The sequence below is a fragment of the Chelatococcus asaccharovorans genome, assembly GCF_003201475.1.
Lineage (GTDB): Bacteria > Pseudomonadota > Alphaproteobacteria > Rhizobiales > Beijerinckiaceae > Chelatococcus > Chelatococcus asaccharovorans.
The window spans coordinates 82,802-108,091 of sequence record NZ_QJJK01000013.1; the positions used below are offsets into that span (position 1 = coordinate 82,802).

Below are 25,290 nucleotides of genomic sequence, written 5' to 3' on the forward strand. Positions count from 1 at the left end.
CCCTCACTGTGCCCAGCGGATCGAGGCGAGGCCGTAGTTCACTTCGAGGGGGTCGATGCGAACGCCGGCAATGCGCTTGTTCGAGACGATGGCGAGTTCAGACCAGGTCACCGGAATGCTCGGCAGTTCACTCTGCAGGATCTCCACGGCGCGCTTTTGCATGGGCGCACGTTTTTCCGGATCCGTTGTCACCGCCATCTGCTCGACCAGCGCATTCAGTTCGTTATTCGACCAACCGGTTGCGCCCCAATCGCTGCCGCCGGATTTGTAGTCATCGCGCAGGGTCCCGATGGCGTCCGGCACGATCGAATAAAGCCGCGAAACAAGCCCCATTTCGAGGCTACCATCCTTGTGGCCGGCTGGGATTTCGGAGCTGTTGCCGACGGAGACCTTCGCTTCGATGCCAGCCTCGCGCAACTGCGCCTGGATCGCCGTCGCGATCGGCGGCAGTTCCGGCCAGCTCGCGTAGGTCAGCAGCTTGAAGGAAAAGCGCTGGCCGTCTTTCTGCAGAACGCCATCCGGTCCCGGCGTCCATCCGGCTTCCGCCAACAGAGCCTTCGCGGCAGGAAGATCGCGTGTGAGCGGCGGCAGATCAGGCACGTACCATCCGGCCAGTGCTTTCGGGAAAAGCTGCGTCGCCGCGAGATCCGGATTGCGCAGAATGACCTTGGATATTCCCTCGCGGTCGAGCGCATTGCTGATAGCGCGGCGGACACGCACATCGCTGAAGAAGGGCGACGCGGCATTGACCTTGAGAAGCCGTGTGCGGGGGATGGTCGCGATCTTCACGTCGAGCTTCGGATTGCGCTTCAGCCGATCGACGGAGACGGGCAGCATCGAGAAGACGAGATCCGCCTCCCCGCTTTCGGCCATGAGGGCGCGCGTCTCGCCTTGGCCGACAGCCTGATAGTCGACCTCGGCGATCGCCGGTTTCTCGCCGGTCCATTGCGAGGACGCTTCCAGCTGCATATTCAGGGGCGGCGTCAGGCTCTTCACCCGATACGGGCCCGAGCCGACGATGTGCTCGACCTTGCCGGATTGGCCGAAGGACGACGGGGCCAACACGATCGTCGTGAAATTCACCAGATAGGCCGGAAGCGCCGCAAAAGGCTTCGACAGTTTCACCACCACCGCATCGCCGTCTGCCTCGACGGCGGCGACCGGCACCTGGCTGAAGACACCCGTGCCTTCATGGACCCTGCGCAGGGCGTCCGCGACGATCGAAGGCGTCACCGGGTTCCCGTCGTGGAACGTCGCGCCCTTCCGCAGGACAAAGCGCCACGTGAGGCCGTCCTCGCTCGACGACCAGGACGATGCCAGACCACCGATAAGCTTGCCCGCGGGATCGACGGAGACGAGCGTCTCCGCCACCTGCATCCGACTGAAGACATAGCCCGACTGGGCCGGGTCGATACCCGCGATCTCCCAAGGGCCGACGACCTTGAGCGGCCTTGCCTGTACCGCTGTCGCCGTCACCGCTAACGTCGCGAGGGCGCAGATCACCCCAGATTTCAGGACCATTGGCCGCTTCCCATATGCAATGTTATAGAGTTGCATATCCAGATTGGAGCTCGGCCGCAAGCATTCCCTCCGCGCAATCGCAGTCGGATGGGTTCAAGTCGACCACGGCCTGGTGAGACCTTACGCAAGGCTGCTCTATGTGAATGAGGTATAAACCTCGCCGGCGAGCGCTTTAGGCCGAACAGCATCAAAGGATCTCGCGAAGCCTAACTCAGCCCGAGACCTCAAATATAAGAATTCTATCCGTATATTAAGGCATTATTTCCCATGACAGCCCTTGGCGATAGGAAAGAAAGGGCCTTCCCGTCGGCTCCTGCCGCACCTGTCGGCGCTGGCCGAGCCGCCTGAAGATGACCCAGGTCTTTCGCTGTCAAACCATCGCCGTCACAGGATCGATCCAACGCGCTTCCGGACATGTCGGAAGCCTAACGCCACCATCGAATGGGCTTACACCAGAAACACATCCGATGGTGGCCGAGGTCCCTCAGCGGAAGAGTGCGAGGGATTTCGTCAGCGTGATCCACACGCCCCAGGCGAGAGGCAGGCCGACCACGGCCCAGGCGAGCAGCGCCGGCCCGGAGAGCCCGCCCTTGCCGATGCCATAGGAGCCGTACTGGGCCGCCGCGCTTGTGCTCTTGGCCTGCAGGGCGGCGACCTCAGCGTCCTTCATGAACCATTTCGCCGCCACCGGCCGCACCAGCAGGTTGGCGATGAAGCCTGCCACCAGCATGCCGGCGAGGATATACATGGTCCGGTCGTAGACCTGCGCGCGCGGCACCCCCGCGCTGATCTGCGCCTCGCGGATGTAGTTGACGACCACCGGCCCGACGATACCCGCCGTCGACCACGCGGTCAGCAGGCGACCATGGATCGCGCCGACGAACTGCGTGCCGAACATGTCGGCCAAATAGGCCGGCACCGTCGCAAATCCGCCGCCGTACATCGACAGGATGATGCAGAAGAAGGCGACGAACAGCGCCAGCGAGCCGATGCTGGCGGCCCAGGGCGACAGACCGTAAAGCACGATGCCGAGCCCGAAGAAGGTGCTAAAGGTCAGCTTGCGCCCGAGCTTGTCCGACATCGAGGCCCAGAAGAACCGTCCGCCGATGTTGAACAGGGAGAGCAGCCCGACGAAGGCAGCGGCGATCGTCGCCACCAGCTGCCGCTGTTCGGGATCCAGCGCAGCGAAGGCGATCTCCGGCCTGCCGATCAGCTTGCCGGCGAAAATCTCCTGCAGCATCGGCGAGGCCATGCCGAGCACGCCGATACCCGCCGAGACGTTGAGGCAGAGCACCGCCCAGATCAGCCAGAACTGCGGCGTCTTGTGCGCATTCTCCAGAGCGACATGGCCCGAGGTGATCATGGCGTTCTGCGTCGCAGGCGGGGTCCAGCCCTCCGGGCGCCAGTTCGCGGGCGGGATGCGGTAGCCGAAGGCGCCCGCCATCATGAATGCGAAATAGATCCCGGCCATGACCACGAAGGTCTGCCAGACGCCGACCGAGGTCGGGGTCTTGAAATAGTTCATCAGGATGTCGGCGAGCGGCGAGCCGATCATTGCGCCGCCGCCGAAGCCCATGATCGCCATGCCGGTCGCCATGCCGCGCCGGTCCGGGAACCATTTGATCAAGGTCGAGACCGGCGAGATATAGCCGATGCCGAGACCGATGCCACCGATGACGCCGGAGCCGACCCAGAGCATCCAGAGCTGATGGATGTAGACACCAAGCGCCGAGATCAGCAAGCCGCCGCACCAACATAAAGCCGAAACGAAGCCGGCGCGGCGCGGACCGACGCGCTCGAGCCAGCCGCCCCAGATCGCAGCCGAGGAGCCCAGCAGCACGAAGAACAGCGTGAACATCCAGCCGAGATCGGCGACCTTCCAGTCGCAGCTCGTGGTGAAGAGCGCACCGAGCGTGCCCATATCCGGGCAGGCAACCGGCTTGCCGATGCCGATAGCCTGGCTCAGCGGCAGCCAGAACACACTGAAACCATAGGCCATGCCGATGCAGAGATGGATGCACAAGGCAGCGGGAGGGACCAGCCAGCGGTTGAAGCCCGCATTGGCGACAATCCGTTCCCGGTCGAACAGCCCCTGAACCTCGCCACTGCCTGGAGCAAAAGCACTGTCGGTCATGAAAATCCCTCCCGGATAGACTTGCTATGATGTTGGGTAGATCTTGCCGGACACGGCCCGGTGGTAGGCGACGCCGATCAACACGATCGCAAGGGTTCCGACGAGCACAGGCACGGCCAGGAAGCTCCAGGAGGCCGAAGCGAGGATGACGACGATTGGATCACCACCAGCCGGGGGATGGACGGTTTTCGTCAGGATCATGCCGGCGATGGCGAGCGCGACGCCGAGCGCGAAGCCCAGAGGCGTGGCGCCGACGAGCATCCATGCGATGAGGCCGGCGGTGGTCGCGACAAGGTGGCCTCCGATGACGTTGCGCGGTTGCGCCAGAGGGCTTTGCGGCAAGGCGAAGACGAGCACGCAGCTTGCCCCGAATGGTGCAATCAGAAGCGGGGCCTCGGCCTTCGCGCTGAGCCAGGCGAGCAGGAAGACCGTCACGAAGCCACCGCCGGCAGACACCAGGGCCTCGAGAAGGTTCTTCGGCGAAAACACGGCGCGCAGGCGCCCGGCTCCGGGCCCAGGACCGGACGTTTCGGCCGTTTCATGCGAGGACATCCCATCGCCCCTCATCGATCAGGGAGACGAAAGCGCCACCGCGGAAGCGGCGGCGCCATGGTGAGGGTCAGAGCTTCTTGTACTTTGCCGCTTCCTCGGAGCCGCCGGTCGCGTTTCCCTTCGAATAGGAATGCGCCCCGGTGCCGGCGAGTGCGCCGCCCTGGACGATCAGATACTCATCGCGGATCGGCCGCCCCTCGAAATAGCATTCGAGGATCTCGCGGACGCCAGCGGCATAACGCGCCTGTGCCGAGAGGGAGGTGCCGGAGATATGCGGCGTCATGCCATGATGCGGCATGGTCCGCCACGGATGATCCTGCGGCGCCGGCTGCGGGAACCAGACGTCGCCGGCATAGCCTGCCAGTTGCCCGGATTCCAGCGCGCGCGCGACGGCGTCGCGGTCGCAAAGCTTGCCGCGGGCTGTGTTGACCAGATAGGCACCACTCTTGAACAGCTTGAGCGTGTCGTCATTGATCATGTGCTCCGTCTCCGGATGGAGCGGGCAGTTGAGCGTGACCACATCGCAGGCCCCGTAGAGCTCCTCGCGTGTGGCATGCCAAGTCAGGCCGAGCTCCTTCTCGACCGATTCGGGCAAGCGGTGACGGTCGTTGTAGTGGAGATGGACATCGAAAGGCTTCAGACGGCGCAGAACTGCGAGGCCGATGCGGCCAGCCGCTACGGTGCCGACATGCATGCCCTCGACGTCATACGAGCGCGCCACGCAATCAGCGATGTTCCAGCCGCCCTTCACAACCCACTGGTAGGACGGGATGTAGTTGCGCACAAGGCCGAGGATCATCATCACCACATGCTCGGCGACGCTGATTGAGTTGCAGTAGGTCACTTCGGCGACGGTGACACCGCCATCGATCGCGGCCTGCAGGTCGACATGGTCGGAGCCGATGCCGGCCGTCAGCGCAAGCTTCAGATTCCTGGCCTTGGCGACGCGCTCGGCGGTGAGATAAGCCGGCCAGAAGGGCTGCGAGATCACGACCTCGGCATCAGCCAGATGCTGCTCCAGCACGGAATCCGGGCCATCCTTCGATGAGGTCACGATGAACTCATGCCCGCGCGATTCCAGATATCTGCGCAGGCCGAGCTCACCCGAGACCGAGCCGAGGAGCGTGCCTGGCTTGAAATCGATTGCCTTTGGCGTCGGCAGCGTCTGGCCGTCTGGATAGTGCTCGATCTTCGGCAGATCGTCGCGCGCATAGGATTTGGGATAGCCCTCAACCGGGTCATCGTAAAGAACGCATACGACCTTAGCCATTGTGGTCTCCTTGAAATCGGGACAAGAGGAGACGCCGTCCAGCCATTGCAGAAATGGTCGTTAGTATGCGACAACAATTCATCTTATCAAATGGTAGCGATAATTTGGAATTGAATGTCTTTTACCTAGCGTTTCCTCTACCTGGCGCTTCCTCGCTCGAGATTAGACGCGGGCCGCATTTTCCGATTGTTCCGCCTCGGGCATCGTGAATTTTGCGTGGCCGATTTGAGAAATCCAATGAAAGTTTTGGAATGGTTGATAGGCGTCGTCTATGACAAGTGGCTGATGCCTTGGCGCAGGCGGATTTCGAAATCGGCGTTCCGGAGACAGTCGAGCAGGGCTTCGGCCATGGGAGAGGCAGGTTCCCGCTGCGACAGCACCAGGCCCATTAACTGCTCTTGCCGCGGTTCGATGAGGTCGACGGCGAAAAGGTCCGGCGTTCCGCCGAAGACGTAGAGAAACGTATCCGGTACGATGCTGGCCCAGTCTCCGTGCCGGAGGAGCGCACAGAGGGCCAGGAAGGAATTGCTGGTCACAACCGGCGTGACGGCAATGCCGGCCGCCTGGGCCAGTCGATTGATGATACGCCGATTCTGCATGTCCTCGCTCAACAGGCAGAGGCGCTCCCCTGCCGCTTCCCGCCAGGTTACCGAAGCGCGTGCGCTGAAGGCATGATCGCGCTTGGCGATGAAGACGAACCGTTCATGATATAGGGGCAGGCATCGCACGCGCTCGAGCGGCTCGTTCTCCAGATAGGTGATGCCACCATCGATCTCGAATGCGTCCAGCGCAAGCGCGATCGCACGGGATGTCAGCGAGATGATCTCTACATGCGCGCGCGGATAAGCGGTCGTAAAAAACTCCGTGACGAGTGCCACCGAAGGCATTGCTGCGGGAATGACCCCGAGCCTCAACGTTCCGACCAGCGCCTTCCTATCGCCGGTCAGATCCTGGAGCAGGCTGTCATAGTCGGCGAGGATTTGCCGCCCCCAGATGAGAACGCGCGCTCCTTCCGAGGTGAGGCCTGCGAAACGCTTTCCACGGACGACAAGTTGCACTTGCAGTTCCTCTTCCAGCTTTCGGATGGCCGCAGACAAGGTCGGCTGCGCGATGTTGCAGGCCTCGGCAGCCCTGGCGAAATGCCGTTCCCGCGCGAGAGAGACAAAATAATACAACTGCCGGATCAGCATGGAGCTCCCCCCCCATTTCGTTATGCTTCAATCGATACAACGATGAAACAGTGGATGTCGATGACGGATCGCGCGCGACGGCCGCAGCGGGACCACCCGCGCAATCGATGTCATGCCAACTGGACCTGGTTGCCCTTCCCTTCTCAGACGCGGTGTCGACCGCGCGGCGGCTGGACCTGATGAGCGAACCGCTCTCTCAGGACAGCGTCCTTTGGGCCGATCTTACGGGTTAGGGTTCCTGCCGGTCCGTCGCAGATGCAGCCGGCGCGGCAGGCACCGCCATCATCCGCCACCGATCTGCGCGATCACCCCGTTCAGCCGAAATGCCGCGGCCCAAGGCTGCGGTCGCGTTCGCCGGCGCAGCGATGATCGAGGCCACGAAGGCGCTGACGCAACCGATCGTCTTCGTGCTGGCCGTCAACGACCACTCGATCGCCCCATTCATCTCCATCCTATGAATGGGTTCTGCCCTAGAAGTACCCGTCAAGAAACGTCGCCGCACCATCTGTCAGGCCAACGATCTTGTTGGTCGCTTGGCGATAGAGCTTGAAGTTCAGTTCGGTCTCCGGCCGACCGTCCTCCCAGTCGGAGAAACTGACAAGCTGGCGGCGCCCGAGAGGACGCAGGACGGCGGCTGAGCGACGGATAACAACGCTCACGCGCGGAGTCTGCCGAGCGATGCCTGGCAGGCGCGGCAGCAGAGCGGCCGAGACGGCGGTGCCGCGTGCGATCAGCCCCTTTCCGCCCTCATGTTCGCTGGCGAATACATACACGGTATCTCCGGCGGCGATGTACTTGCCACCATACATCGTCTTCTGCGCGGTGAACATGAAGCTGGTGGCGCGAGGGTCGGCAATCTCGGCTTTGACGGCGAATGGCATGCCCGCATCCCTTCTGCGATCATCGCCAGCGAAGCGGAAAAAGTGAGGCCTGTCGAGCCACATGCTGAATCCGAACAACGGCGCAACAGGTTATAAAAACCCAACGACCGGACAATCTGACTGAATTGATGACACAACAAAAGAGGTGTTACATATTGGTGAAGAAGGATTCAAATACTGACATTGTCAGCGTCTATGTACGGCTCCTCGGAGAGGGAACAGATGTATGGCGGCCTGTATATGCTGCTCACGTCTCTAACGGAGTGTATAGAATATTAGACGATAATATATATGATCGAGATAGTGAGCAATGGGAATTCCATCCCGGAGACTTAGTCACAACCGAGGTAAGGGTCCTTTGCAACACCGATTGCATTGTTGCGGTAGGGCGTTTGACTATCTGACGGCCCATCGTCGCAGTTCGTGCACGAAACTGAGTAGATTGATAAGCCCGTCCAACCCTTCACCGCGCAGATGTATAATGCCTTACTCGGGCGGGCGCCGGAGCCGAACGGCTATGCCTGGTGGGTCTCGCTTTATTCCAGCATGACCGAGACGGCCTTCGTCAATCCCTGGGCGGCCATGGTCGAGGCAAGGGCCCTCAACCCCTGGCTCGACGGCCCGCGACTAATGATCGTCTGTGGTGATTATCCGATACGATGAACTGCTGAATTGTCGATCCTAGTGGTTCGACTCCGACATTTGCATCCGCCTGATACGGGCCTCGGAGCAAATGTCGGAGTCACAAGAACCACTAGCAAGTTATTGGTTCTATTGGAGCTTTTGAATTTGACATTTGATCTGGAGACTGACGTGAGGCGGGACTCAAATGTCAAATTCGCTCCACTAGCCTTCTCATGTTGCGCCAAATTTTTATTGGGCCAAAAAGTGAAGAACGTGACAATATGCCAATTAACGATCCGCGCTTCCTGGGAGTCTTCCCATGCCGTTAGGTGTCCAGCCTTCGATAATTCGGCTCTCTGTCGCACCTGGACAGACCCTCGTGCAGGACTTCGTCGTAGTGGGCCGGCTTCCCTCTGGGCCGATATCGGCAACCATTCGCGGCGGAGACGGCGCCTTTCGCCTCAGGGCGTTCGTTGCGTCAATGAGGGTGGAAGAGGATACGTCCAGCCCCTATTCGAACCCGTGGGGAGGATCCCAGGGTGAAACGCCTCACCTGGACGAGAATGCTGTGCCCGTCACGTTTGTCGAGATGGGAAGAGCTCGTGATGGTGAGCCCCTTGAAGTTCAACCAGGCTGGCATATTGCCGGCGATATCGAATTCGAGAGGCCCGCCACCACCCCAACATCGATGCTTTCCGGGACACTCGTCATCGAAGGACTGACGTCCGGAACTGAAGAAATTCCGCTCTTACTGGTTGATGGTATCAATCTCGATTTCCCGGATGGCGAGATCAAACTGCATAAGGGGATCTGGACACCTGTGCGCATCCGCGTGGAATTGCCGGGCGCGCCGGATACGAGTTTGAAACTTGAAGTGACCCATGGGCCCCTTTATGGCGCCGCCACAATGATCCACGTCCCTCGTGGACAAGCCGCGCTCGCAACGATCCAGATGATGGCAATCGGGAGTGTTGCACTGGGCGCGCTATCAGCAGAATTGACTGTCACCGGACACAGTCAAACCGGAAATTACATTCCTTTTTCCGTAGAAGTCTTACCTCCTCCCCCGCCACCGCCATCTCTGGACAAATCACAAGCTATTGCGGAGATACATGCCGCTTATCTCCGATCTGGCGGCGCGACCGGAGTATTTGGTTACCCAACCAGCCCAGTCCAATTCGGGCACAACAGCGCAAAGCGATTTTATCGAGGCGGCCACATCGAAGCGCGTCTTCACGAAATATCCGGCCTCCTTGTTAAACAATATCCGACCAAGCGCGTTGTCGTCACTTTGGTTGGCATCAAATGCGTAAAGGAATCCGACCACGATCAGTTAACCGACACCGATGAACCGTACTTTGTGATCACGCTCATCAATGGTGGGGATCCTATCACCAAGAAGCTTGGGCCGTTCCAGAACGTCCGTTCGGGGCTCGAGTTCGGCGGTGGAGATAACTTCCGTATTGAGCATCTCAATCCAAACCCGCTGTCAATCAAAGTGGATGCGTTCGAAAACGATCATGGCGATCCTGACGAAACGGCCCGAAAGCTCCAGGAAAAGATGGTAGAACTCGCGCGCGCCGCGCAAGCTCTGGCCGGTGCGTCTGGGGCCGATGCCGCTGACGGCCCCGGTATCGGACCGATGGCAACGGCCGGAGCGGTTGGCGCAGTGGCCGGCCCCCTCGGTTCGCTCGCCGCTGTTGGCATCGTGGCGGCTTTGCACCTTGGTGATGATTACATCGGTCAAAGCTCACAGACGCTCTTTCGCCGCCCCGAGCTGAGCGGGGCGGATCCTGATGTGATAGGCCAGTTTAAAGGTCAACCTTACAACGTACTGATCGACGTGGATGGCGGCTCTGAGGGAATCTACAATCTGTTCTTCGACGTCACCACGCGCGAAGTGCCGCCTGAGTACACGCCAACGGCTTAGAACGACTTCTGCGTATGCGATCAGCGGAAGCAACGTCGCATACCCACCGTGGTGAGGACGATGGCTTAACGGGGAGTGCAACGGGCTGTCAAGGATGGCCTGCTGACCTCCCGCCGTCGATATTCGCCAATCGGGCCCAGCCCCGGCGCGTTGATCCGCATCGACGGCATCCGCCGACACCTCACCGGTGATGGACGCGCCTCAAGCGACAGTGGTGGCATCGGCCTGGCGGTCGTGCAGGTCGCGATCGACAATGCCTCGCATATCGCCTTCTCGCAGATCCTGCCCACGAGAAAGCCGACGGCGCCATAGCCCGCCTCTGACCCGCATTGCCTCTTATGCCAGTCTCGCTTCACGGTCGTCCGCGTCAGGACCGGCAATGGCATCTGCTACAAAGCCCATGCCTTCCGGGAGCCAGGCTTGAAGCACACCCGAACTCGGCCTCGCAGCGGCATGGCGGGCGCAAGCTGCGCTTGGAACACGTCGCAACCCGATCCAGCGCGGACGGCAACGCGAAAAAGGTCCAGTTATAGGCGGGCCAAATAGGGGCAGCGTCAATGGAGCAAAACTGGCGTATTCAGTTGAATTCGACGTCTAAGGATGGCTGCCTCCAATATATATCGTGCACTCAAAAAATTGAACTCGCTCAAACTCGAAATACAATTCCTTTGCGAGCTTTATATTTTTCCTTGTCCACCGACGAGGTGCACCAAACCGAACCGCTATGCCTACGTTGAGAAGCAGGCCTCTTCGGCGGGTGAGAGGCACCTCCCCATGCATTCTATGGAGATACGACCATGACAGTCCAGACCAGAGCGGCAATCTGCATTCTCGCATTGCTGATAAACGTTCCTGCCTTCGCAGCCAGCCCAAATCGCCAGGATCCGGGCGGATACTCGCCATACGCAACAGAGCCAAGCCGCGCCGGCGGACCTGCCGATCTTTACTATAGCACCAGGGGCGATGTCTCCGGCAGACACATTGCAGAACGTGACCGTCGCCTCTGCAAGGAAAATTATCCGACCTACGATGACCGCACTGGTACGTTCGTGGCTGCAGACGGCCTGACCTATCGCTGCCAGTAGGTGTCGTGAACGCAGTGAATGAGGAAGGCCCTGTCGATGCCTCCCTCATTCCGATCACAACAGAGACCGGTGACATTCAGTCTACCCGTGCACGTGGAAATTCATGAATTTCCAGCCACGCGCCGGTTGCTTTACTCATGCGGACAGCATCAGAGCGTTCAGAGCCGATTATTTGAATGTCAACATAAACACCGGCTCCTGATCTTGACCGCCTATACCGGCGATCCCTGTTCGAACACCCTGTCCGCGCTCCCGTCGAAGGTTCCTCCCTTCGGGGCCGTCGGCGGACTGGCCGCGGGCAGCGCCACCGACCCGCGGGCATTCCGCCGGGTCCTCGGCCCGCTTTGGGCCACCATCTGCGGCATCGCTGTCGGAGCAGTGCTCCGGGCGGGCGCGATCGGCGTGATCGCCGGCTGGAAATCGGCACGGATCTCACTCTACGCCCCGCAGAGATACATATAGGGCATTTCATTATTGCCGACTCAAGCCGATTTGCGATCCTAGGTATTGGCTCCGGCTGGTTTAAAAAAGGATCATGACGAATATGGCTATGACTTGTCTGACTCACAGCGCCGTCTCGATCGTCTCCATCAGTCCTTGGAGGCTATCCGATACAGGATCCCACGTCTTAATCCGCCTCCGGCCGGCAAGCTGCCAATTATGATCGGCAACGGCGGCGACCGGAAACCACCCGAGATGGTCGCGCGCCACGCCGACATTTGGATGGATTTCAAGACTCCTGAGACAGTGAGAGCCTACAATCGAGAACTGAATTCCGCTTGCGGGCTTATCGGGCGAGATCCACAGTCTATCGAACGGGGATCGCAGTTTCTCCAAACGATCTCCCAAAAACTCCGGAGTTTCTTGATGCGGGATGCACTCTGTTCATGGTGCGCGTAGCGGGCCCCAGATTCGACCTATCCTTTTTAAAGGAATGGACTGGTTGGCGGGATGCGTTTAATGGGTTGACAGCCTGTAGGCCATGACGCGCCCGGCGCGTTCTCTGCATCCTGTCTGAGCTAGGCGGGATGCGATAGAAGCTGGTCGTTATTCTTGGAGCGACACACGCGCTCGCTGTGAGCGGCCTAACGCGGCCAGCATATCGCGCAGGGCCACGTCCCCACATTCCGGGCTGTGCAGCCGATCTTAGCTGAAGTATGGAAGGTTCCGCTCCTTCGCGACACGGACCCACGCGGGCACGAAAGGGATGATCTTATCTTGTGAAGGCACCATGATCTCAATGAAGCTTGCGCCTTCATAGCTGATCGCTTCCGCGAGAACCCCGCGAATGTCGTCCTCGGAGGAAATACGTGCGGTCCGGAATCCGAAGCCCTCCGCCACCTTCATATAATCGACAGCACCGAAATCCGTCGCCCACGATGCATCCACGTTATCGAGAAGCACCGCTTCTCCACGAATCCAGCCGTAAGTATCGTTGCGGGTCAATATGACGGTGACATTCTTTCCGCTGCGCCGGATTGTCTCGAAATCGCCCAATACGAAAGCCAGAGACCCGTCCCCGGTAAAGGATATGATGGGGCCGTCATTCGCGAACGACGCGCCGATCCCGGCCGGGACGGCGTAGCCCAGAGCCCCCATCGAATAATTGGTGAGGTAGCGCCGGCCTGCTTTCCGCATCGTCAGCAACGCGGATGGAAATATCGCGCTGACTCCAGGCTCCGCTGTGACGATTGCGTTATCCGGCAGCATCTCGTCCAGAGCCTGTGTCAATTTTACAGGAGAGACAACGCCCTTCGGCATCGGGATGTTGGAATTGAACACCTTGTCGAGAGCCGCGCGTTTAATCGGGTTGAGATCAACTGGCGTGCGATCGAGCCTCGGGTGCTCCGCCTTTATAAGCTCCACCATATACGCGAGGCTCGCGCGCGCATCCCCGACAAGAGCGACTTGCACGGGAAAGTTGTTTCCAACATGCGCTTCGGCAATGTCGAGATGCAAGAAAGCCTTGCTGGTGGGATCACCATAGAGCTTCCAGTGATCGGTGCTGCTGGAGTCGGTATTCGTCCCAACGAAAAACACGGCATCCGTGTCCTTCACATAGTCATTCGCATAGTCCATCCCGCCACGCGCGCCGATAACCCGCAAGGCAAGTGGATGATCTTCGGGTATCGTGCCCTTCCCGGGCGTCGTTGTTCCCACCGGGATCTGCAGAAGCTCAGCGAGTTCCTGGATGACCTCGGAAGCCTTCGAGATCAGGGCACCCTGGCCGCAAATGATGACTGCCTTTTTGGACGCGAGCAGCAGGCCGATCGCCTTGCGGATCTTGGCGTGATCAGCAACGGGGCGATGGGCTGGATAGACCTGATAGTCCGGTTCTGCATAGAGATCCGTGATTTCCGCGGTCTCGTGAAACACGTTGATCGGAACGCGGATGTGGACCGGAGCAGGCCGGCCCGAGGTCGCCACACGGAAGGCACGCCGCAGCAGGAAAGGAATCTCTTTCACGTTGGTGATGTAGAACGATTCCTTGCAGATGCTGGCATACAGAGCCGTTTGATCGACTCCCGTTAGACCATGCTTCTTGTCCTGATTGATCGGAATGTCCGAGCTGAAGTAAATAACAGGAACCGAGCTCAAAAAGGCCTCGGTAATGCCCGGTGTGCAATGTGTAACGCCGGGGCTCGGCGCCTCGAGGACGCAAGGGCGGCCGGTAACTTTAGCGTAAGCCTCGGCGGCAAAGGACGCTGTGCGCTCGTCGCGCGTGAGGACATACTCAATATTTGAAGTGGTCCGCCATTCCTTGTACCAGCCGATCGTTGTCTCTCCGGGGAGGCCGAAGACATGCTGCACGCCATGAAGCTCCAGCATTTTCAGGATTGCCTGTGCGCCATTCATGATCGCCGGTATGCCGTTTGCGTCCGCCAAGGGAGCCACTCCTAAATCTCTGCAAGCCTGCTCGGATGCTAATTTGCATACAAACATATATGTATACGAACCTCAGTTCAAACGCTATTTTGCAGCTTTCCTCCGGGGTCGGCAACGGGTTAAACCTGGTCAGAATCCTCGGATACGCGTGAGCGCGGTCCGTTGGGCCGGACCGGTGACCGCGCACGCGTGAAGAATGATAATGGCGATTCAGTCTCAATTTAACCTCCATTATCAAGAGGTCTTGCGAGCAGCCGACGACCTCGGACGGGTTTGGATTCCCGCTGTCGGAGATCCGAACTGCAGTCGCCTTCCCGGCCGGCCTGCTGCTCAAGAAATGGAAGAGATTGTCCAGTGCTGCGGGAATTCACCCTTGCCCACAGCATCCGCAAGATCAACGATCGCAGATCCTGATCAGGCGTTTGCGCCTTGACGAGCGCACGCCTGTTCGACGCCGGAACGAAAAGCGGTGAGCGCGGCGCAAGGTTCAATAGCACGTTCTCCCTCAGTAGAGCTTTGTCATGATGATATGCAGCGCATGCTCGACATGCGCGATGGCAATTTTACGCGCCCGGTCGCTGTCATGTTTCTGTATGGCGCGGGCAAGCTCTTCATGCTGCTGACCCGATTCATGTAGCTCATCGCCGGAATAAAGGGAGGCGACATGCTGGTTGAAATGGAAAATGCTATTCCGCTCGATCATTTGCGTCAGGCGATCATTTGTCGCTGCGTTAATGATGAGATTATGGAAGTGTTCGTTGTTCGCAACACGTTCCGCGCGATTCTCGGCTTGGCTGAACAGCGTGCTGCGCCCCGCTGAAAGAATTGCCAAGACCTGCTCGTGGCTGGCCTTGCGCGCGGCCAAGGCCGCCGCCTCGCCTTCGAGCGCAGTGCGGACCTCGTACATCTCGCAGACTTCAAGCTTGGTATGTTCGTGGACGACCCAGCGACGACGTTGCGATCGGACCAGGCCGTCCACCGCCAGGCGTTGAAGGCTTTCCCGGATGGGCATGCGGCTGACCTTCATCCTGTCAGCCAGCTCAACTTCGACAAGCGGTTGATTGGGACGCAGTGTCCCATCCAGAATCTCGCGGCGGAGCCGGGAATAGACAACCTTGACGAGCGTCTCGCCCGAGGATCCACCGGACGTATCAGCAAGCACCGTCATCTCTCTAACCTTCATGAAACCGCATCTATCTGAATGCTGAGCGAAAGCCCACCCTAGACCGCTCCTGTTTGAATACAAGATCGTATTCTCGAGGTCTATGGGCCCGCACGGCAAAAGAATGTGGAAGGGTCTTGTGCCCATTTTGGATATGAATTAGCATACAAAAAAAGACAGCAGGAGTCGAACCGGACATGAGTTCCCTCCATGCTGGCATTGATGTCGGCGGAAAATTCGCCGATTCCGTGTTTATTCGAAGCGAACGCGAGGTCACTAACCTCAAGGGCCCATCGACGCCGAGCGATCCGGCCGCTGCAATTCCCGAGAGGCTTCAGAAGGTTGTTGGTAAAGAGGATGAAATTCGGCATTTCTCCCAAGACACGACACTGGCAGTGAATCCGTTAGCTCAGCGGAACGTCGCGCGAACGGGTCTTCTGGTTACGCGCGGATTTCGCGATATTCTCGAAATCGGCCGCCGACGACTTTCTGATCCCAATAACTATTCCTTTGCGAGGGCCGAGCCGTCCGTTTCGCGCCGCGATGTCCGCGAGATTTCGGAGCGGCTCGACGCGCAGGGTGACGTGCTGGAGCCAATGGATGAGGCCGACGGGGGCTTTCGGTAACCGGTGGTCCGTTCTTCACCCGCTCGACGCTGACATAACAGAAGGGGCTGGCAGGACCCGCCCGGTCCTGGTGGGCTTCACCGGCGGCAAACCGAGTGCGTCGCCCGTGCCGAATTCGATGACATCGCCGCCGTCACGTTGAACGTTTCATGCATCGTCGAGCACCAACAGAACAGGCTCTAGTGGAGCGAATTTGACATGTGAGTCCCGCTCGACATCAAGCTCCAGATCAAATGTCAAATTCAAAAGCTCCACTAGAACCAATAACTTGCTGGTGGTTCTCTTGACTCCGACATTGGCTCCGAGGCCCGTATCAGGCGGATGCAAATGTCGGAGCAGAACCACTAGTGGTTCGTTTCCAACATTTGCATCCCATTTGTATCGGCCACGAGGGCAAATGTTGGAAACAGGAGAACCACTAGGAAGTTTATGATTCGCGTGGAATTTTCGAATTTGACATTCGGTCTCGAGGCCGACATCGAGCGGGTACCGAATGTCAAATTCATTCCACTAGCCTCAAGCGTATTGCGCAACGCCATCGCCGAGCGACCAATTCTCTTTGGCCACTTCGACAAGATTGACGAACACGTCCTGTGGTCGAATGCCAGGGTTCTCACCCAGCAACTCCACAATCCGCCGGAACAGCAGCTTCTTTTGCTCTACGGTCCGGGTATTGTTCGCGGTGATCTGGACGTAAACCAGGTCATCGCTCCGATCGACTGCGAGATAAGACGCGCTGTAGCGGAAATTCACGGCGTCATGCTCAGTAATTGTCATGAATTGATCGTCTTCCGGCACATTGAACGTTTCATGCATCGCGCGGTATAGGCCATCGAAGATGGCCTGGCGGTACATCTCCGGCTTTCCGACGCGCAATGAGATATGAACGAGCGGCATCATAGGTCCTTTCCATTTGCCTTCGCTTGACAATAATCACGGGAGGAGCATTTTCATATGGCATGGATCTGGATATCAAAGATTGCGATTGTAAATGATGGACCAGCCCCTCGACCTTGATGCGGTTCGGGCCTTCGTGCGCATTGCCGAGCTCGGGAGCTTCACGCACGCTGCCGAAGCCATGGGGGCGACGCAAGGAGCGGTCAGCCTGAAGCTGAAGCGTCTCGAAAAGAGGCTCGGGTGCCGCCTCTTCGAACGAACGCCGCGGTATGTGCAACTGTCGCCTCGCGGCGCCGCCTTCCTTGATCCCGCCCGTGAATTGCTGGGGGTGCATGATCGAGCTCTCGCCTCGCTTGTGCGGGAGCGTCAGCGCATCGCTATTGGCATCAGCGACCATGTGGCGGGACCTGAGCTTCCTGCGCTGATTGCCCGGATGAACGCACAAGATCCGCAACTGGCGATCGAAATCCGGATCGGCTCATCGGATGATCTGCTTCAGCGCTTCGACCGCCGAGAATTCGACACGGTGATCGTCCGCTTGCAAGCACGGCGCAGCGACGGCGAGTTTCTGACTGAAGAACAATTTGGCTGGTTCGCGTCGCCAAGCTGGCAACAGCGGGCGGACGAACCTTTGCCAATTGCGACCATGGCCGAGCCCTGTGGGGTGCGGGCACTGGCCGGGCAGCTTCTCGACGCGGCAGGCGTGCCGTGGACAGAGATTTTCGTTGGCGGCGGCGTGACGGCGGTGGCGGCAGCCGTCACGGCCGGGCTAGGCGTCGCTGCGTTGTCTCCACGCATGGTGCCGTTTGGCGCTGTCGACGTCGGCCCAAGGCTCAGGCTCCCAACCCTGCCTCGTCTACCAATATTCCTGCATACCAGGATCAGGGACGGACGACCGCGCGACGCGCTCGCGGCACTTTCGGCCGCCTTCAGGAGCGCGGCGCGAGGCTGAAGCGTCCGACACGAACGAGGAACCGCGGCGATCATGAGCCTGGGCGAGGAAGTGGCCTGAGCACAAGGCCGCTGGCCAACGGCTTCCCCGAGTGAGCGGATACGTGACGTGAGGCTTCCTTCATGGGCCTGCAGCGAAGGCCCTGGCACCCGACTCCCGATCAGAGGCACGAAGGCATGCTGTTGGATTGTGAAGCCGTTTTGGCGCTGGCCAGGTCTAGGTCTAGAGCATTTTCGCGTTTCTCCGAATCGCGAAAATGCTCCATGTCTTTGTTTTAGCGCATTTTCTTCACGCGAACCGGTGCCCACTTCGCTCGAAAATGCTCTAAATCGGAAATCCGACGCCGAGAGGGCGTTCGGGAAGCTCGGGAAAGCTACGGCACTCAGTGACCCTGAGCTGGCGGTGCACGTCGCGACCGTGCCTCTGTTCCCTTCGACGTCATCGCATCGCGATCGAACGAGGCGGGCGCTTGGTTGCGCGCCGCCAGGAGGACGGACTGACCCACATCATTCAAGAGCGATCCGTCCCCATGTTCTGATCACTTGTCAGCGCCCTGCCTCGCCTCCGCTTCACGAAGCCTTCTGATGTCTTCGGGTGTGAGCTTCGGCCGATCGAGCACGACGGTGAGCTTGTCGATCTTGCCGGCAAACGGGAACGGGATCGAATAGTCTGCGTCGTCCACCGGCGTCCCGGCGGCGGCGCCGATGTTGAACACCGTATCCAGAGGCTTGGTCAGGGGAACGGTATTCTCCATTTTCCGGGTCGACACCACCTTTCCGTCGATCTTGAGCGTTCCGGTTCCGCCGCGGCCGACGCCGCTCACGTTGTTGAAGGCGAGCGTCGCCGCCCCGAGACCGTCGTATTGGAAGTGGAACTCGATGATGTGCTTGCCAACCGAGAGCGCCGGCCCCTGCCAACGGGTCCGGATGAGGCCCTGGTTGTTATAAGTGAAGATTGGCGCGCCCTTGACCAAGTAAAGGCCCCAGCCATAGAACCGCCCGCCTTCGTTGATGATCATCCCGCTCGCATTGTCGGGCACGTCGATCCCGGCGGTGATCGTATAGGTTGTATTGAGCAGACTTGGCATGTTCCCTTCGGGGATGTCACTAACCTTAAGGCCCGAATAGTCGAACACGGTCCGGCCGGCCGCCAAGCTCGGACGCGGCGCCACAAACCGCGTCGCCGCCGATGCGTCGAGCGGCAACACCTGATATTTGGCGAACTCGCCGAACATCAGGTCGTGCATCTCGGCCATCTTCTCCGGGTGCTGCGCAGACACGTCGGTAAACTGCGTCCAGTCGTTCTTGAGTTCGAAAAGCTCGAACTTGAACGCCGTCGCCGGATCGGCGACGGCCGCTCCGGTGAGTTCCCACGGCGCGCGGATCGGCACGGCGCTGTACATCCAGCCGTTGTTGTAGAGCCCCTGTACACCCAGCATCTCAAAATACTGAGTACTATGACGAGACGGCGCGCTGAACCCGCCGGCGCTGGAGGCGAAGGTATAGGCGAGGCTCACGCCCTCGATCGGTTTCTGCGCCACGCCGTCCACCTGGTTCGGCGCCGCAATGCCGGTAATCTCGAGCAGCGTCGGCGCGATATCCACGACATGGTGGAATTGCCACCGAATTCCACCCTTATCCTTGATCCCGGCCGGCCACGAAATCACCATCCCGTTCTTCGTGCCGCCGAAAAAGGACGGGATCTGCTTGGTCCATTTGAACGGCGTGTCAAAGGTCCAAGCCCAGGCGTAGGAATAATGCGGATAGGTCTCGTTATTGCCCCAGGCGTCATAGTACTTCATGTTCTCGGCCGCGGTCGGATGAACCCCGTTGAACGGGAGCACCTCGTTCCAGGTACCCATCGCCGAGCCTTCGGCCGAAGCGCCATTGTCGCCGCTGATATAGATGACGATCGTATTGTCGAGCTTGCCGATGTCGTCGACCGCCTGGATCACGCGGCCGATCTCGTGGTCGGCATAGGCCAGATAGGCTCCATAAACGTCCGCCTCCCGGACCAGCATCTTCTTTTCTTCGGGCGTATGCTGTTTCCAGGTCTTGATCAGGTCCTTCGGCCAGGGTGTCAGTTGCGCGTTGGCGGGAATGACGCCGAGCCTCTTCTGGTTTTCAAAGATCCGCTCGCGCACCGCCTCGAATCCATCGTCGAAGAGATGCATGGCGCTGATCTTTTTGATCCACTCCGGCGTCGGATGATGCGGCGCGTGCGTCGCGCCTGGGGCATAATAGATCATGAAAGGGAGCGACGGATCGAGATCATTGATCTGCTTCATCCAGCCGATCGCCTCGTCAGCCATGGCGGTGATGAGGTTCCAGCCTGGGTTGCCGACAAACGGGGCGATCGGGGTCGTGTTGCGGGTGAGCATCGGCTCCCACTGGCTCACGTCGCCGGCGTTGAACCCATAGAAATAATCGAAGCCCATGCCAGTCGGCCATTGATCGAACGGCCCGGCCTGGCTGGTCTGGAAGGCTGGCGTGTTATGGTTCTTGCCGAACCACGCGGTGCGATAGCCATTCCCCTTGAGGATTTTCGCGATCGTCGCGCTCTCCGGCCCCATGACGCTGTCATAGCCTGGGAAGCCAGTCGCGATTTCGGAAATAACGCCGAAGCCGACCGAGTGATGATTGCGGCCCGTCAGCAGCGCGGCCCGCGTCGGCGAGCAGAGCGAGGTCGTATGAAAATTGGCATAGCGCAGGCCATTGGCGGCGAGACGGTCAAGCGTGGGCGTCGGGATGACGCCGCCGAAGGTCGATGGCGCGCCGAAACCGACGTCGTCGGTCATGATCAAGACGATGTTCGGCGCCCCTTTCGGCGGCACGATGCGCGGCTGCCACCAGCTCTTCGATTGCAGGGCGTTGAGTTTGATCTCGCCTCCGAACGGCAGCTCAGGGGCCGGCAATATGTCGCCGGGTATCGTGCGGATCGCCGACGGCGAGCCGGGCTCGCCCAAGGACTCGCTGCCTTGCGCAACCCGCGGACTCGCCGGCGCTGATGTTGCCGTCGGTGCCTGCGCCTCGGCCCCCGTGCGGAACCCGACGGCGCCAAGAGCGCTGAGAAGCGCGCTCTTGGCTGTGGACATGAACAATTGCCGCCTGTTCATTTTGAACATCGCGCCCTCCACTTGATCGCGCTTTGAAGAAAATCGTCACCCCGCCCTGCGCTCGCGCGTCAAGACCTCCGCTCCGCGCCTTGTCCGCCCGCTTGCAGGCCCATGATCTCATCGGCGAAGCGCCCCCTGCGGACGAGGTCCGCCATGATCCGCATCGGTTTGTCGATGTGCTGGTAGAAGGCCTTGTATCCCTCGCAGAGATAGTTGAGGCCCTCCTCGCCTGTCGGCGCAGTGATGAAGCGATTGCGCGGGCATTCGCCATAACAGGCGAAGAGCACCGGGCACCCACGGCAATATTGAGGGAGCGTGGCGTATTTCGCCTCGCCGAAGCGGCGCTGCTTCTCGGAGAGCACGAGCTCGCCAAGCGGGGTCTGGCGGACATTGCCCAGTCGGTGGTCCGGCTCCACGTAATGGTCGCAGGAATAGACGTCGCCATTGTGCTCCATGACGAGCGAGGCGCCGCAGGTTGGCGAGACGATGCAGGAATTGTACTGTCCGAGCCAGCTGCCGAGCGCGACGTCAAAGGTGACGACGAACGCCTTGCCGACGTCCCGCTTCACCCATTCGTCGAAAATCGCGATCAGAAACTTGCCGAATTGGTCGGCCTTCACCGACCTGTTCGTGACCAGATTTCCAGTTTGGGCATAAAGTGGTCGATCCGATCCCTTGGGGCCGCCCCAGCCGCGATTGGCGAGGGCAATCGTCTCGGGCGTCGCCCGTTCGACGATCGGGATGAGTTGGATATAGCGGGCGTCGAGTTCATCGCGGAAGAAGCGGTAGACGTCCAGCGGATGATTGGCATTGGCGGCGTGGACCGTGCAAAGGACGTTGGCGTCAACCTTGTGCTTCTGCAGGCAGTTCCAGCCGCGGATGACGTCATCGAAGCTGGCCTCGGCGCCTTTAGTCACGCGATAGGCGTCATGCAGGGCGCGCGGCCCGTCGATGCTGACCCCGACGAGATAGCCGTTCTGCTTGAAAAATTTGGCCCATTCGTCGTCGATCAGCGTGCCGTTGGTCTGGATCGTGTGCAGCACGCGCGTTCCCGGCGGGCGATATTTGTTCGCGAGCGCCACCGACCGGCGGAAAAAATCGATGCCGCGCAGCATCGGCTCGCCGCCCTGCCACGCGACCTCGACCTCCGGTCCGAAGGACGACGCCAGCAATTGCCTGATGTAAGCCTCCAGAACGTCGTCCCGCATCAGCGGGCTTTCGCGGGCCGGATAAAGTTGCTCCTTCGACAGAAAGAAGCAATACGCGCAGCTGAGATTGCAGGCCGCGCCGGCGGGCTTCGTCAGAAGGTGGTATGCGGATTTTGCGGTCATGCGGACGGCCGCAACAGAAGACCTCGTGTCGGGGTTCGCGCCGGCTTCAAACGGATGCGCCGCAACCTCGGGTCGCGACTTGCGCCGCGTTGGCGCGGGGCGAAATCGTCCGCGCGGCGCGTTCTGTCGTCCGCAAGCGCGCCAGGCGCCGAAGTGGGTCCGGTGATCATGGCGTCATCCTCCTCAGGCGCGCCGGGCGCGCAGCACGCAGATCGAGCGTCACGGGCCGATCGAGGCCTGCGGGACGGCAGATCAATCCGATCCCGAAGTCTAAGATGAAAACGCCGGGCGCCGCTTGACATTTCGTGCCAAAATCGCAGGGAATGACGCTGGTTGAGATTTTTGGGAAAGCTAATCATGCCGCAGGCCGCAGTCATTCATGCGGCGACTTTTCGCGTGGGTTCGTCTTTCGCGCTCCCCGAAGTCATTCGGTCGCTCGGTTACAGCCCCGACACCGTATTTGCTGCGGCGGGCGTCGCCCCAGGCCTTTACCGCAACCCGGAGAACCGCATCGCAGTAGAAGACCTGGGCAGGCTTTTTGCCTGCGCTGCGGAAATTACTGGCCGCCAGGATATCGGACTGCTTGTGACCAGTTCCTTCAAGCCGGGGGGACTGGGTCTTGTCGGTCTTCTCGCCGCCGAGGGGCCCGACGTGAACACTGCCCTCAGAAATGTCGAGCGCCTCCTCCAATTCAACACCCTTGCCGGTTACCCCAGGCTTTCAGTGACCGACGGCGTCGCGACGATGAGATTCCTCTTGAAACATTCGGATTGCGTCGGCGCCAAGTTCGTTCTGGAGGGCGCAACCGGAATCATTTTCAGATTGTTGCAGTCCCTTTGCGGCGAGGACTGGACATCCGAGGAAGTGCGCCTCACCCGGCGCGAGCCCGCGAACTCCCAGCCGTATCGCGATTTTTTCGGCGGGTCGATCCGGTTTTCGTCGACTGAGGACAGCGTTTCTTTTTCGTCCGACTGGTTGACCAGGAATGTCCCCCGCGAAGAAAAGCGCGTCGAAGCTAGGCAGCTTCAAATCGTGCGCGCGCCATTCTCGGAACGGATCCGTCGCCATGTGGCGGGAAGTCTCGGCCTGAATGCTCTCGACGCCCAGACGGTCGCTGACAGCCTTGGCGTCTCCCGCCGGCAGCTGTTTCGCCATTTGAGCGCGGAAGGCGCGACCTTCGACCAGATCGCCGACGAAGTGAAATTCTCCCGCGCCCGCCACCTGCTGAGATCGGGCGACGCGCCGATCGCGGAGATTGCTTTTGCGCTGGGATATTCGGACCACAGTTCGTTCACCAGGGCGTTTAGCCGTTGGTCGCGCATGTCGCCGGCCGAATGGCGGCGACGATCGCGAGAGAATCCGTAGCATGACGCCGTGTGACGCCTTTGATGTGGCCACTGAAGGCGACCATCGGCGGCCCGGCCAAGCCTCGGCATCACGCGAAAAGGCGCTGGCTGCGCGGCTACCAACCGCGCGCGGGCAAAACCGACCGTGTCGCGCAAGTGCCCGATATGGCCGACGCCGTGATCGCCGGCATCGCAGCGGCGCATGAACTCATCGTTGTCACCTGCAACGCAAAGCATTTCCTGCCATTCGGTATCGCCGTGTTGTCGCCTGACGCGGCTGCCGCGCAAGGAGACCCGGCATTCGGAGCGAGGACAATCCGGTCGAGGGTGTGACCAAAGGCCTTCCCAAACCGCGGGATCGTGACGCGCACCATGCGGCGCTACCCTATGATAAGGTGTCAGCGTTCATCCACGCCATGCGCGCCTCCGACAGCGGCTTATCAGCCAGGCTCGCGTTCGAGTTTTGATTCTGACCGCGCCCCGCACCAGTGAGGTCTGCGATCTCGCCCTTCCCCCCATGAACGCTTGCATGTCGCCGACGAAGGGAGCCGCCAGCAGCACGGCATCGGCGGGAGTACGCCTGTCGATCGAACGATCAACGGGCACTCTCCGGCTGGACGCACTTCGTACAGAACGGCGATCGAGAGAAGCGACCGACCCAACGAGTTCCTCGCGCTGCCCTTCGCTGCCGCGGTTCGATCGCGCAGCAAATCCCGAAATACGGAATATTAGATCCAAAAAACGAGGTTTTCAACACTAGGCCGCCGCGATCCAACTTGACAAGATAAAGGTCGCCCCCTACTGATTCATGTTAATGGAGATTTAATCCCGCATAACGGGATTGCGACTTGCCTAAAGATGTACTTGCCGCATCAGGCTGCCAGATGCGGATAAACATGCGGCGGAGGGAGTTGCATGCTAGGTCAAGTCGTTGCGAGCGGACTTGCGATGGGAGCGATCTACGCTCTTGTGGCTCTTGGATACGCCTTCGTATGGCGAACGATGAACATCGTAAATTTCGCGGCAGGCGAATTCCTGACATTCGCCGCGTTTATCTTCGTCGCCACGTTCGTGAACCGGCTCGGACTGCCTTTCTATCTTGCGGCGATTTTTGCCTGCGTCGCAATGGCCTCCCTGGGCGCGGCGTTTTCTCGCATCGTTTTCGCGCGGCTGCAGAAAGAGCGCACCATCGTCGCTATCATCGCAACCGTCGGCTTTGGCCTATTTCTGAAGGAGATGGCCCGCATCATCTACGGTCCACAGCCGCTTCTCAACACCGGCCCCTTCGGCTTCGAAACAATCAATGTCGGCGGAATCAGCGTGACGAAGCAGCAGCTTCTCGTCTTCGCGGTCGTCATCGTCGTCATGGTGCTGCAATACCTGGTGCTGCGTTACACGATGATCGGCAAAGTCATGCGCGCCGTGGCGCAAGATCGGGAGACCGCGCAGTTGATGGGCATTCCGGTCAATGCCGTGCTGGCTGGTACATTCGCCTATGCCAGCGTGTTGTCGGCTATCGGCGGCATTCTTCTCGCCCCGATGTTCTTCGTCACCACTGAACTCGGTACGCTTGTCGGGCTCAAGGGCTTCGTCGCCATGATCATCGGCGGCTTCGGAAGCATTCCGGGGGCGATCATCGGCGGTCTTATTCTGGGACTTGGCGAGAACCTTGCCGCGTTCTCGATCTCGGCGCCCTACAAGGATGCGATCGCCTTCGTTCTGCTGCTCGTCTTCCTGCTGGTACGGCCAAAGGGCCTTATTCCGGAAGCCTCCGCCGACCGCGCGTGA

The 25,290-nt window shown here is 60.0% G+C and carries 22 protein-coding genes; 11 read left to right on the forward strand and 11 right to left on the reverse strand.

The window, feature by feature from the left end; genetic code table 11:
- Nucleotides 1–3 precede the first annotated feature (3 nt).
- The 5 genes from C7450_RS26820 to C7450_RS26840 form a co-directional block, all read right to left on the reverse strand.
- Nucleotides 4–1,521 (reverse strand): ABC transporter substrate-binding protein, encoded by a 1,518-nt coding sequence (locus tag C7450_RS26820; protein WP_110377559.1) that lies wholly within the window; start codon nucleotides 1,519–1,521, stop codon nucleotides 4–6.
- A 484-nt stretch (nucleotides 1,522–2,005) separates the two neighbouring features.
- Nucleotides 2,006–3,655 carry an OFA family MFS transporter gene (locus C7450_RS26825; RefSeq protein WP_110377560.1) on the reverse strand — a complete coding sequence of 550 codons (1,650 nt, stop codon included), beginning with the start codon at nucleotides 3,653–3,655 and terminating at the stop codon, nucleotides 2,006–2,008.
- Between the two features lie 24 nt (nucleotides 3,656–3,679).
- Complete coding sequence (locus C7450_RS26830) at nucleotides 3,680–4,207, reverse strand: HPP family protein (protein ID WP_110377561.1); 528 nt, start codon at nucleotides 4,205–4,207, stop codon at nucleotides 3,680–3,682.
- Between the two features lie 67 nt (nucleotides 4,208–4,274).
- A complete protein-coding gene (locus tag C7450_RS26835; RefSeq protein WP_110377562.1) occupies nucleotides 4,275–5,477 on the reverse strand; it encodes an NAD-dependent formate dehydrogenase in 1,203 nt (400 codons plus the stop codon).
- A 269-nt stretch (nucleotides 5,478–5,746) separates the two neighbouring features.
- A complete protein-coding gene (locus C7450_RS26840; RefSeq protein WP_110377563.1) occupies nucleotides 5,747–6,667 on the reverse strand; it encodes a LysR family transcriptional regulator in 921 nt (306 codons plus the stop codon).
- 323 nt (nucleotides 6,668–6,990) lie between these two features.
- On the opposite strand from C7450_RS26840, the gene C7450_RS34940 reads away from it, so the two are divergent.
- The gene (locus tag C7450_RS34940; protein ID WP_281064288.1) at nucleotides 6,991–7,125 is read left to right on the forward strand and encodes a hypothetical protein; all 135 of its coding nucleotides are present in this window, start codon (nucleotides 6,991–6,993) and stop codon (nucleotides 7,123–7,125) included.
- A 12-nt stretch (nucleotides 7,126–7,137) separates the two neighbouring features.
- On the opposite strand, the gene C7450_RS26850 is transcribed toward C7450_RS34940, so the two are convergent.
- Complete coding sequence (locus C7450_RS26850; protein ID WP_110377655.1) at nucleotides 7,138–7,548, reverse strand: hypothetical protein; 411 nt, start codon at nucleotides 7,546–7,548, stop codon at nucleotides 7,138–7,140.
- 474 nt (nucleotides 7,549–8,022) lie between these two features.
- On the opposite strand from C7450_RS26850, the gene C7450_RS26855 reads away from it, so the two are divergent.
- The 5 genes from C7450_RS26855 to C7450_RS26865 all read left to right on the forward strand — a co-directional run bounded on the left by C7450_RS26855 (nucleotide 8,023) and on the right by C7450_RS26865 (nucleotide 11,649).
- A complete protein-coding gene (locus tag C7450_RS26855; RefSeq protein WP_110377565.1) occupies nucleotides 8,023–8,211 on the forward strand; it encodes a hypothetical protein in 189 nt (62 codons plus the stop codon).
- Between the two features lie 529 nt (nucleotides 8,212–8,740).
- Nucleotides 8,741–10,102, forward strand: a complete 1,362-nt coding sequence (locus tag C7450_RS26860) for a hypothetical protein (RefSeq protein ID WP_146227549.1) — start codon at nucleotides 8,741–8,743, stop codon at nucleotides 10,100–10,102.
- A gap of 75 nt (nucleotides 10,103–10,177) precedes the next feature.
- Nucleotides 10,178–10,414: a hypothetical protein gene (locus tag C7450_RS33695; RefSeq protein ID WP_146227551.1), complete on the forward strand. Its 237-nt coding sequence runs from the start codon at nucleotides 10,178–10,180 to the stop codon at nucleotides 10,412–10,414.
- A 485-nt stretch (nucleotides 10,415–10,899) separates the two neighbouring features.
- Nucleotides 10,900–11,187, forward strand: coding sequence for a hypothetical protein (locus C7450_RS33700; protein WP_146227552.1), 288 nt, complete (start codon nucleotides 10,900–10,902; stop codon nucleotides 11,185–11,187).
- 204 nt (nucleotides 11,188–11,391) lie between these two features.
- On the forward strand, nucleotides 11,392–11,649 hold the full coding sequence (locus tag C7450_RS26865) for a hypothetical protein (protein WP_110377567.1): 258 nt from the start codon (nucleotides 11,392–11,394) through the stop codon (nucleotides 11,647–11,649).
- 684 nt (nucleotides 11,650–12,333) lie between these two features.
- Here the strand turns inward: C7450_RS26865 and C7450_RS26870 are convergent.
- Complete coding sequence (locus tag C7450_RS26870) at nucleotides 12,334–14,073, reverse strand: thiamine pyrophosphate-binding protein (protein ID WP_170147459.1); 1,740 nt, start codon at nucleotides 14,071–14,073, stop codon at nucleotides 12,334–12,336.
- 505 nt (nucleotides 14,074–14,578) lie between these two features.
- A complete protein-coding gene (locus C7450_RS26875; protein WP_170147460.1) occupies nucleotides 14,579–15,241 on the reverse strand; it encodes a GntR family transcriptional regulator in 663 nt (220 codons plus the stop codon).
- 191 nt (nucleotides 15,242–15,432) lie between these two features.
- Between C7450_RS26875 and C7450_RS26880 the strand changes: the two genes are divergently transcribed.
- Entirely contained in the window at nucleotides 15,433–15,861 is a 429-nt protein-coding gene (locus C7450_RS26880) for a hydantoinase/oxoprolinase N-terminal domain-containing protein (protein ID WP_110377570.1), read from the forward strand.
- A 516-nt stretch (nucleotides 15,862–16,377) separates the two neighbouring features.
- Here the strand turns inward: C7450_RS26880 and C7450_RS26890 are convergent.
- Nucleotides 16,378–16,758, reverse strand: coding sequence for a tautomerase family protein (locus C7450_RS26890; RefSeq protein WP_110377656.1), 381 nt, complete (start codon nucleotides 16,756–16,758; stop codon nucleotides 16,378–16,380).
- A gap of 94 nt (nucleotides 16,759–16,852) precedes the next feature.
- Here C7450_RS26890 and C7450_RS26895 point away from each other — a divergent pair, with 94 nt between their 5' ends.
- Nucleotides 16,853–17,710 (forward strand): LysR family transcriptional regulator, encoded by an 858-nt coding sequence (locus C7450_RS26895; RefSeq protein WP_110377572.1) that lies wholly within the window; start codon nucleotides 16,853–16,855, stop codon nucleotides 17,708–17,710.
- Between the two features lie 538 nt (nucleotides 17,711–18,248).
- On the opposite strand, the gene C7450_RS26900 is transcribed toward C7450_RS26895, so the two are convergent.
- Entirely contained in the window at nucleotides 18,249–20,804 is a 2,556-nt protein-coding gene (locus C7450_RS26900) for an arylsulfatase (protein ID WP_110377657.1), read from the reverse strand.
- An 89-nt stretch (nucleotides 20,805–20,893) separates the two neighbouring features.
- Nucleotides 20,894–22,156: an anaerobic sulfatase maturase gene (locus C7450_RS26905; RefSeq protein WP_110377573.1), complete on the reverse strand. Its 1,263-nt coding sequence runs from the start codon at nucleotides 22,154–22,156 to the stop codon at nucleotides 20,894–20,896.
- Between the two features lie 357 nt (nucleotides 22,157–22,513).
- On the opposite strand from C7450_RS26905, the gene C7450_RS26910 reads away from it, so the two are divergent.
- From C7450_RS26910 to C7450_RS26920, 3 genes are all read left to right on the forward strand, one after another.
- A complete protein-coding gene (locus C7450_RS26910) occupies nucleotides 22,514–23,521 on the forward strand; it encodes an AraC family transcriptional regulator (protein WP_110377574.1) in 1,008 nt (335 codons plus the stop codon).
- Nucleotides 23,522–23,544: 23 nt separating this feature from the next.
- Nucleotides 23,545–23,835: a PIN domain-containing protein gene (locus tag C7450_RS34140; protein ID WP_110377575.1), complete on the forward strand. Its 291-nt coding sequence runs from the start codon at nucleotides 23,545–23,547 to the stop codon at nucleotides 23,833–23,835.
- A 582-nt stretch (nucleotides 23,836–24,417) separates the two neighbouring features.
- Complete coding sequence (locus C7450_RS26920) at nucleotides 24,418–25,290, forward strand: branched-chain amino acid ABC transporter permease (protein WP_110377576.1); 873 nt, start codon at nucleotides 24,418–24,420, stop codon at nucleotides 25,288–25,290.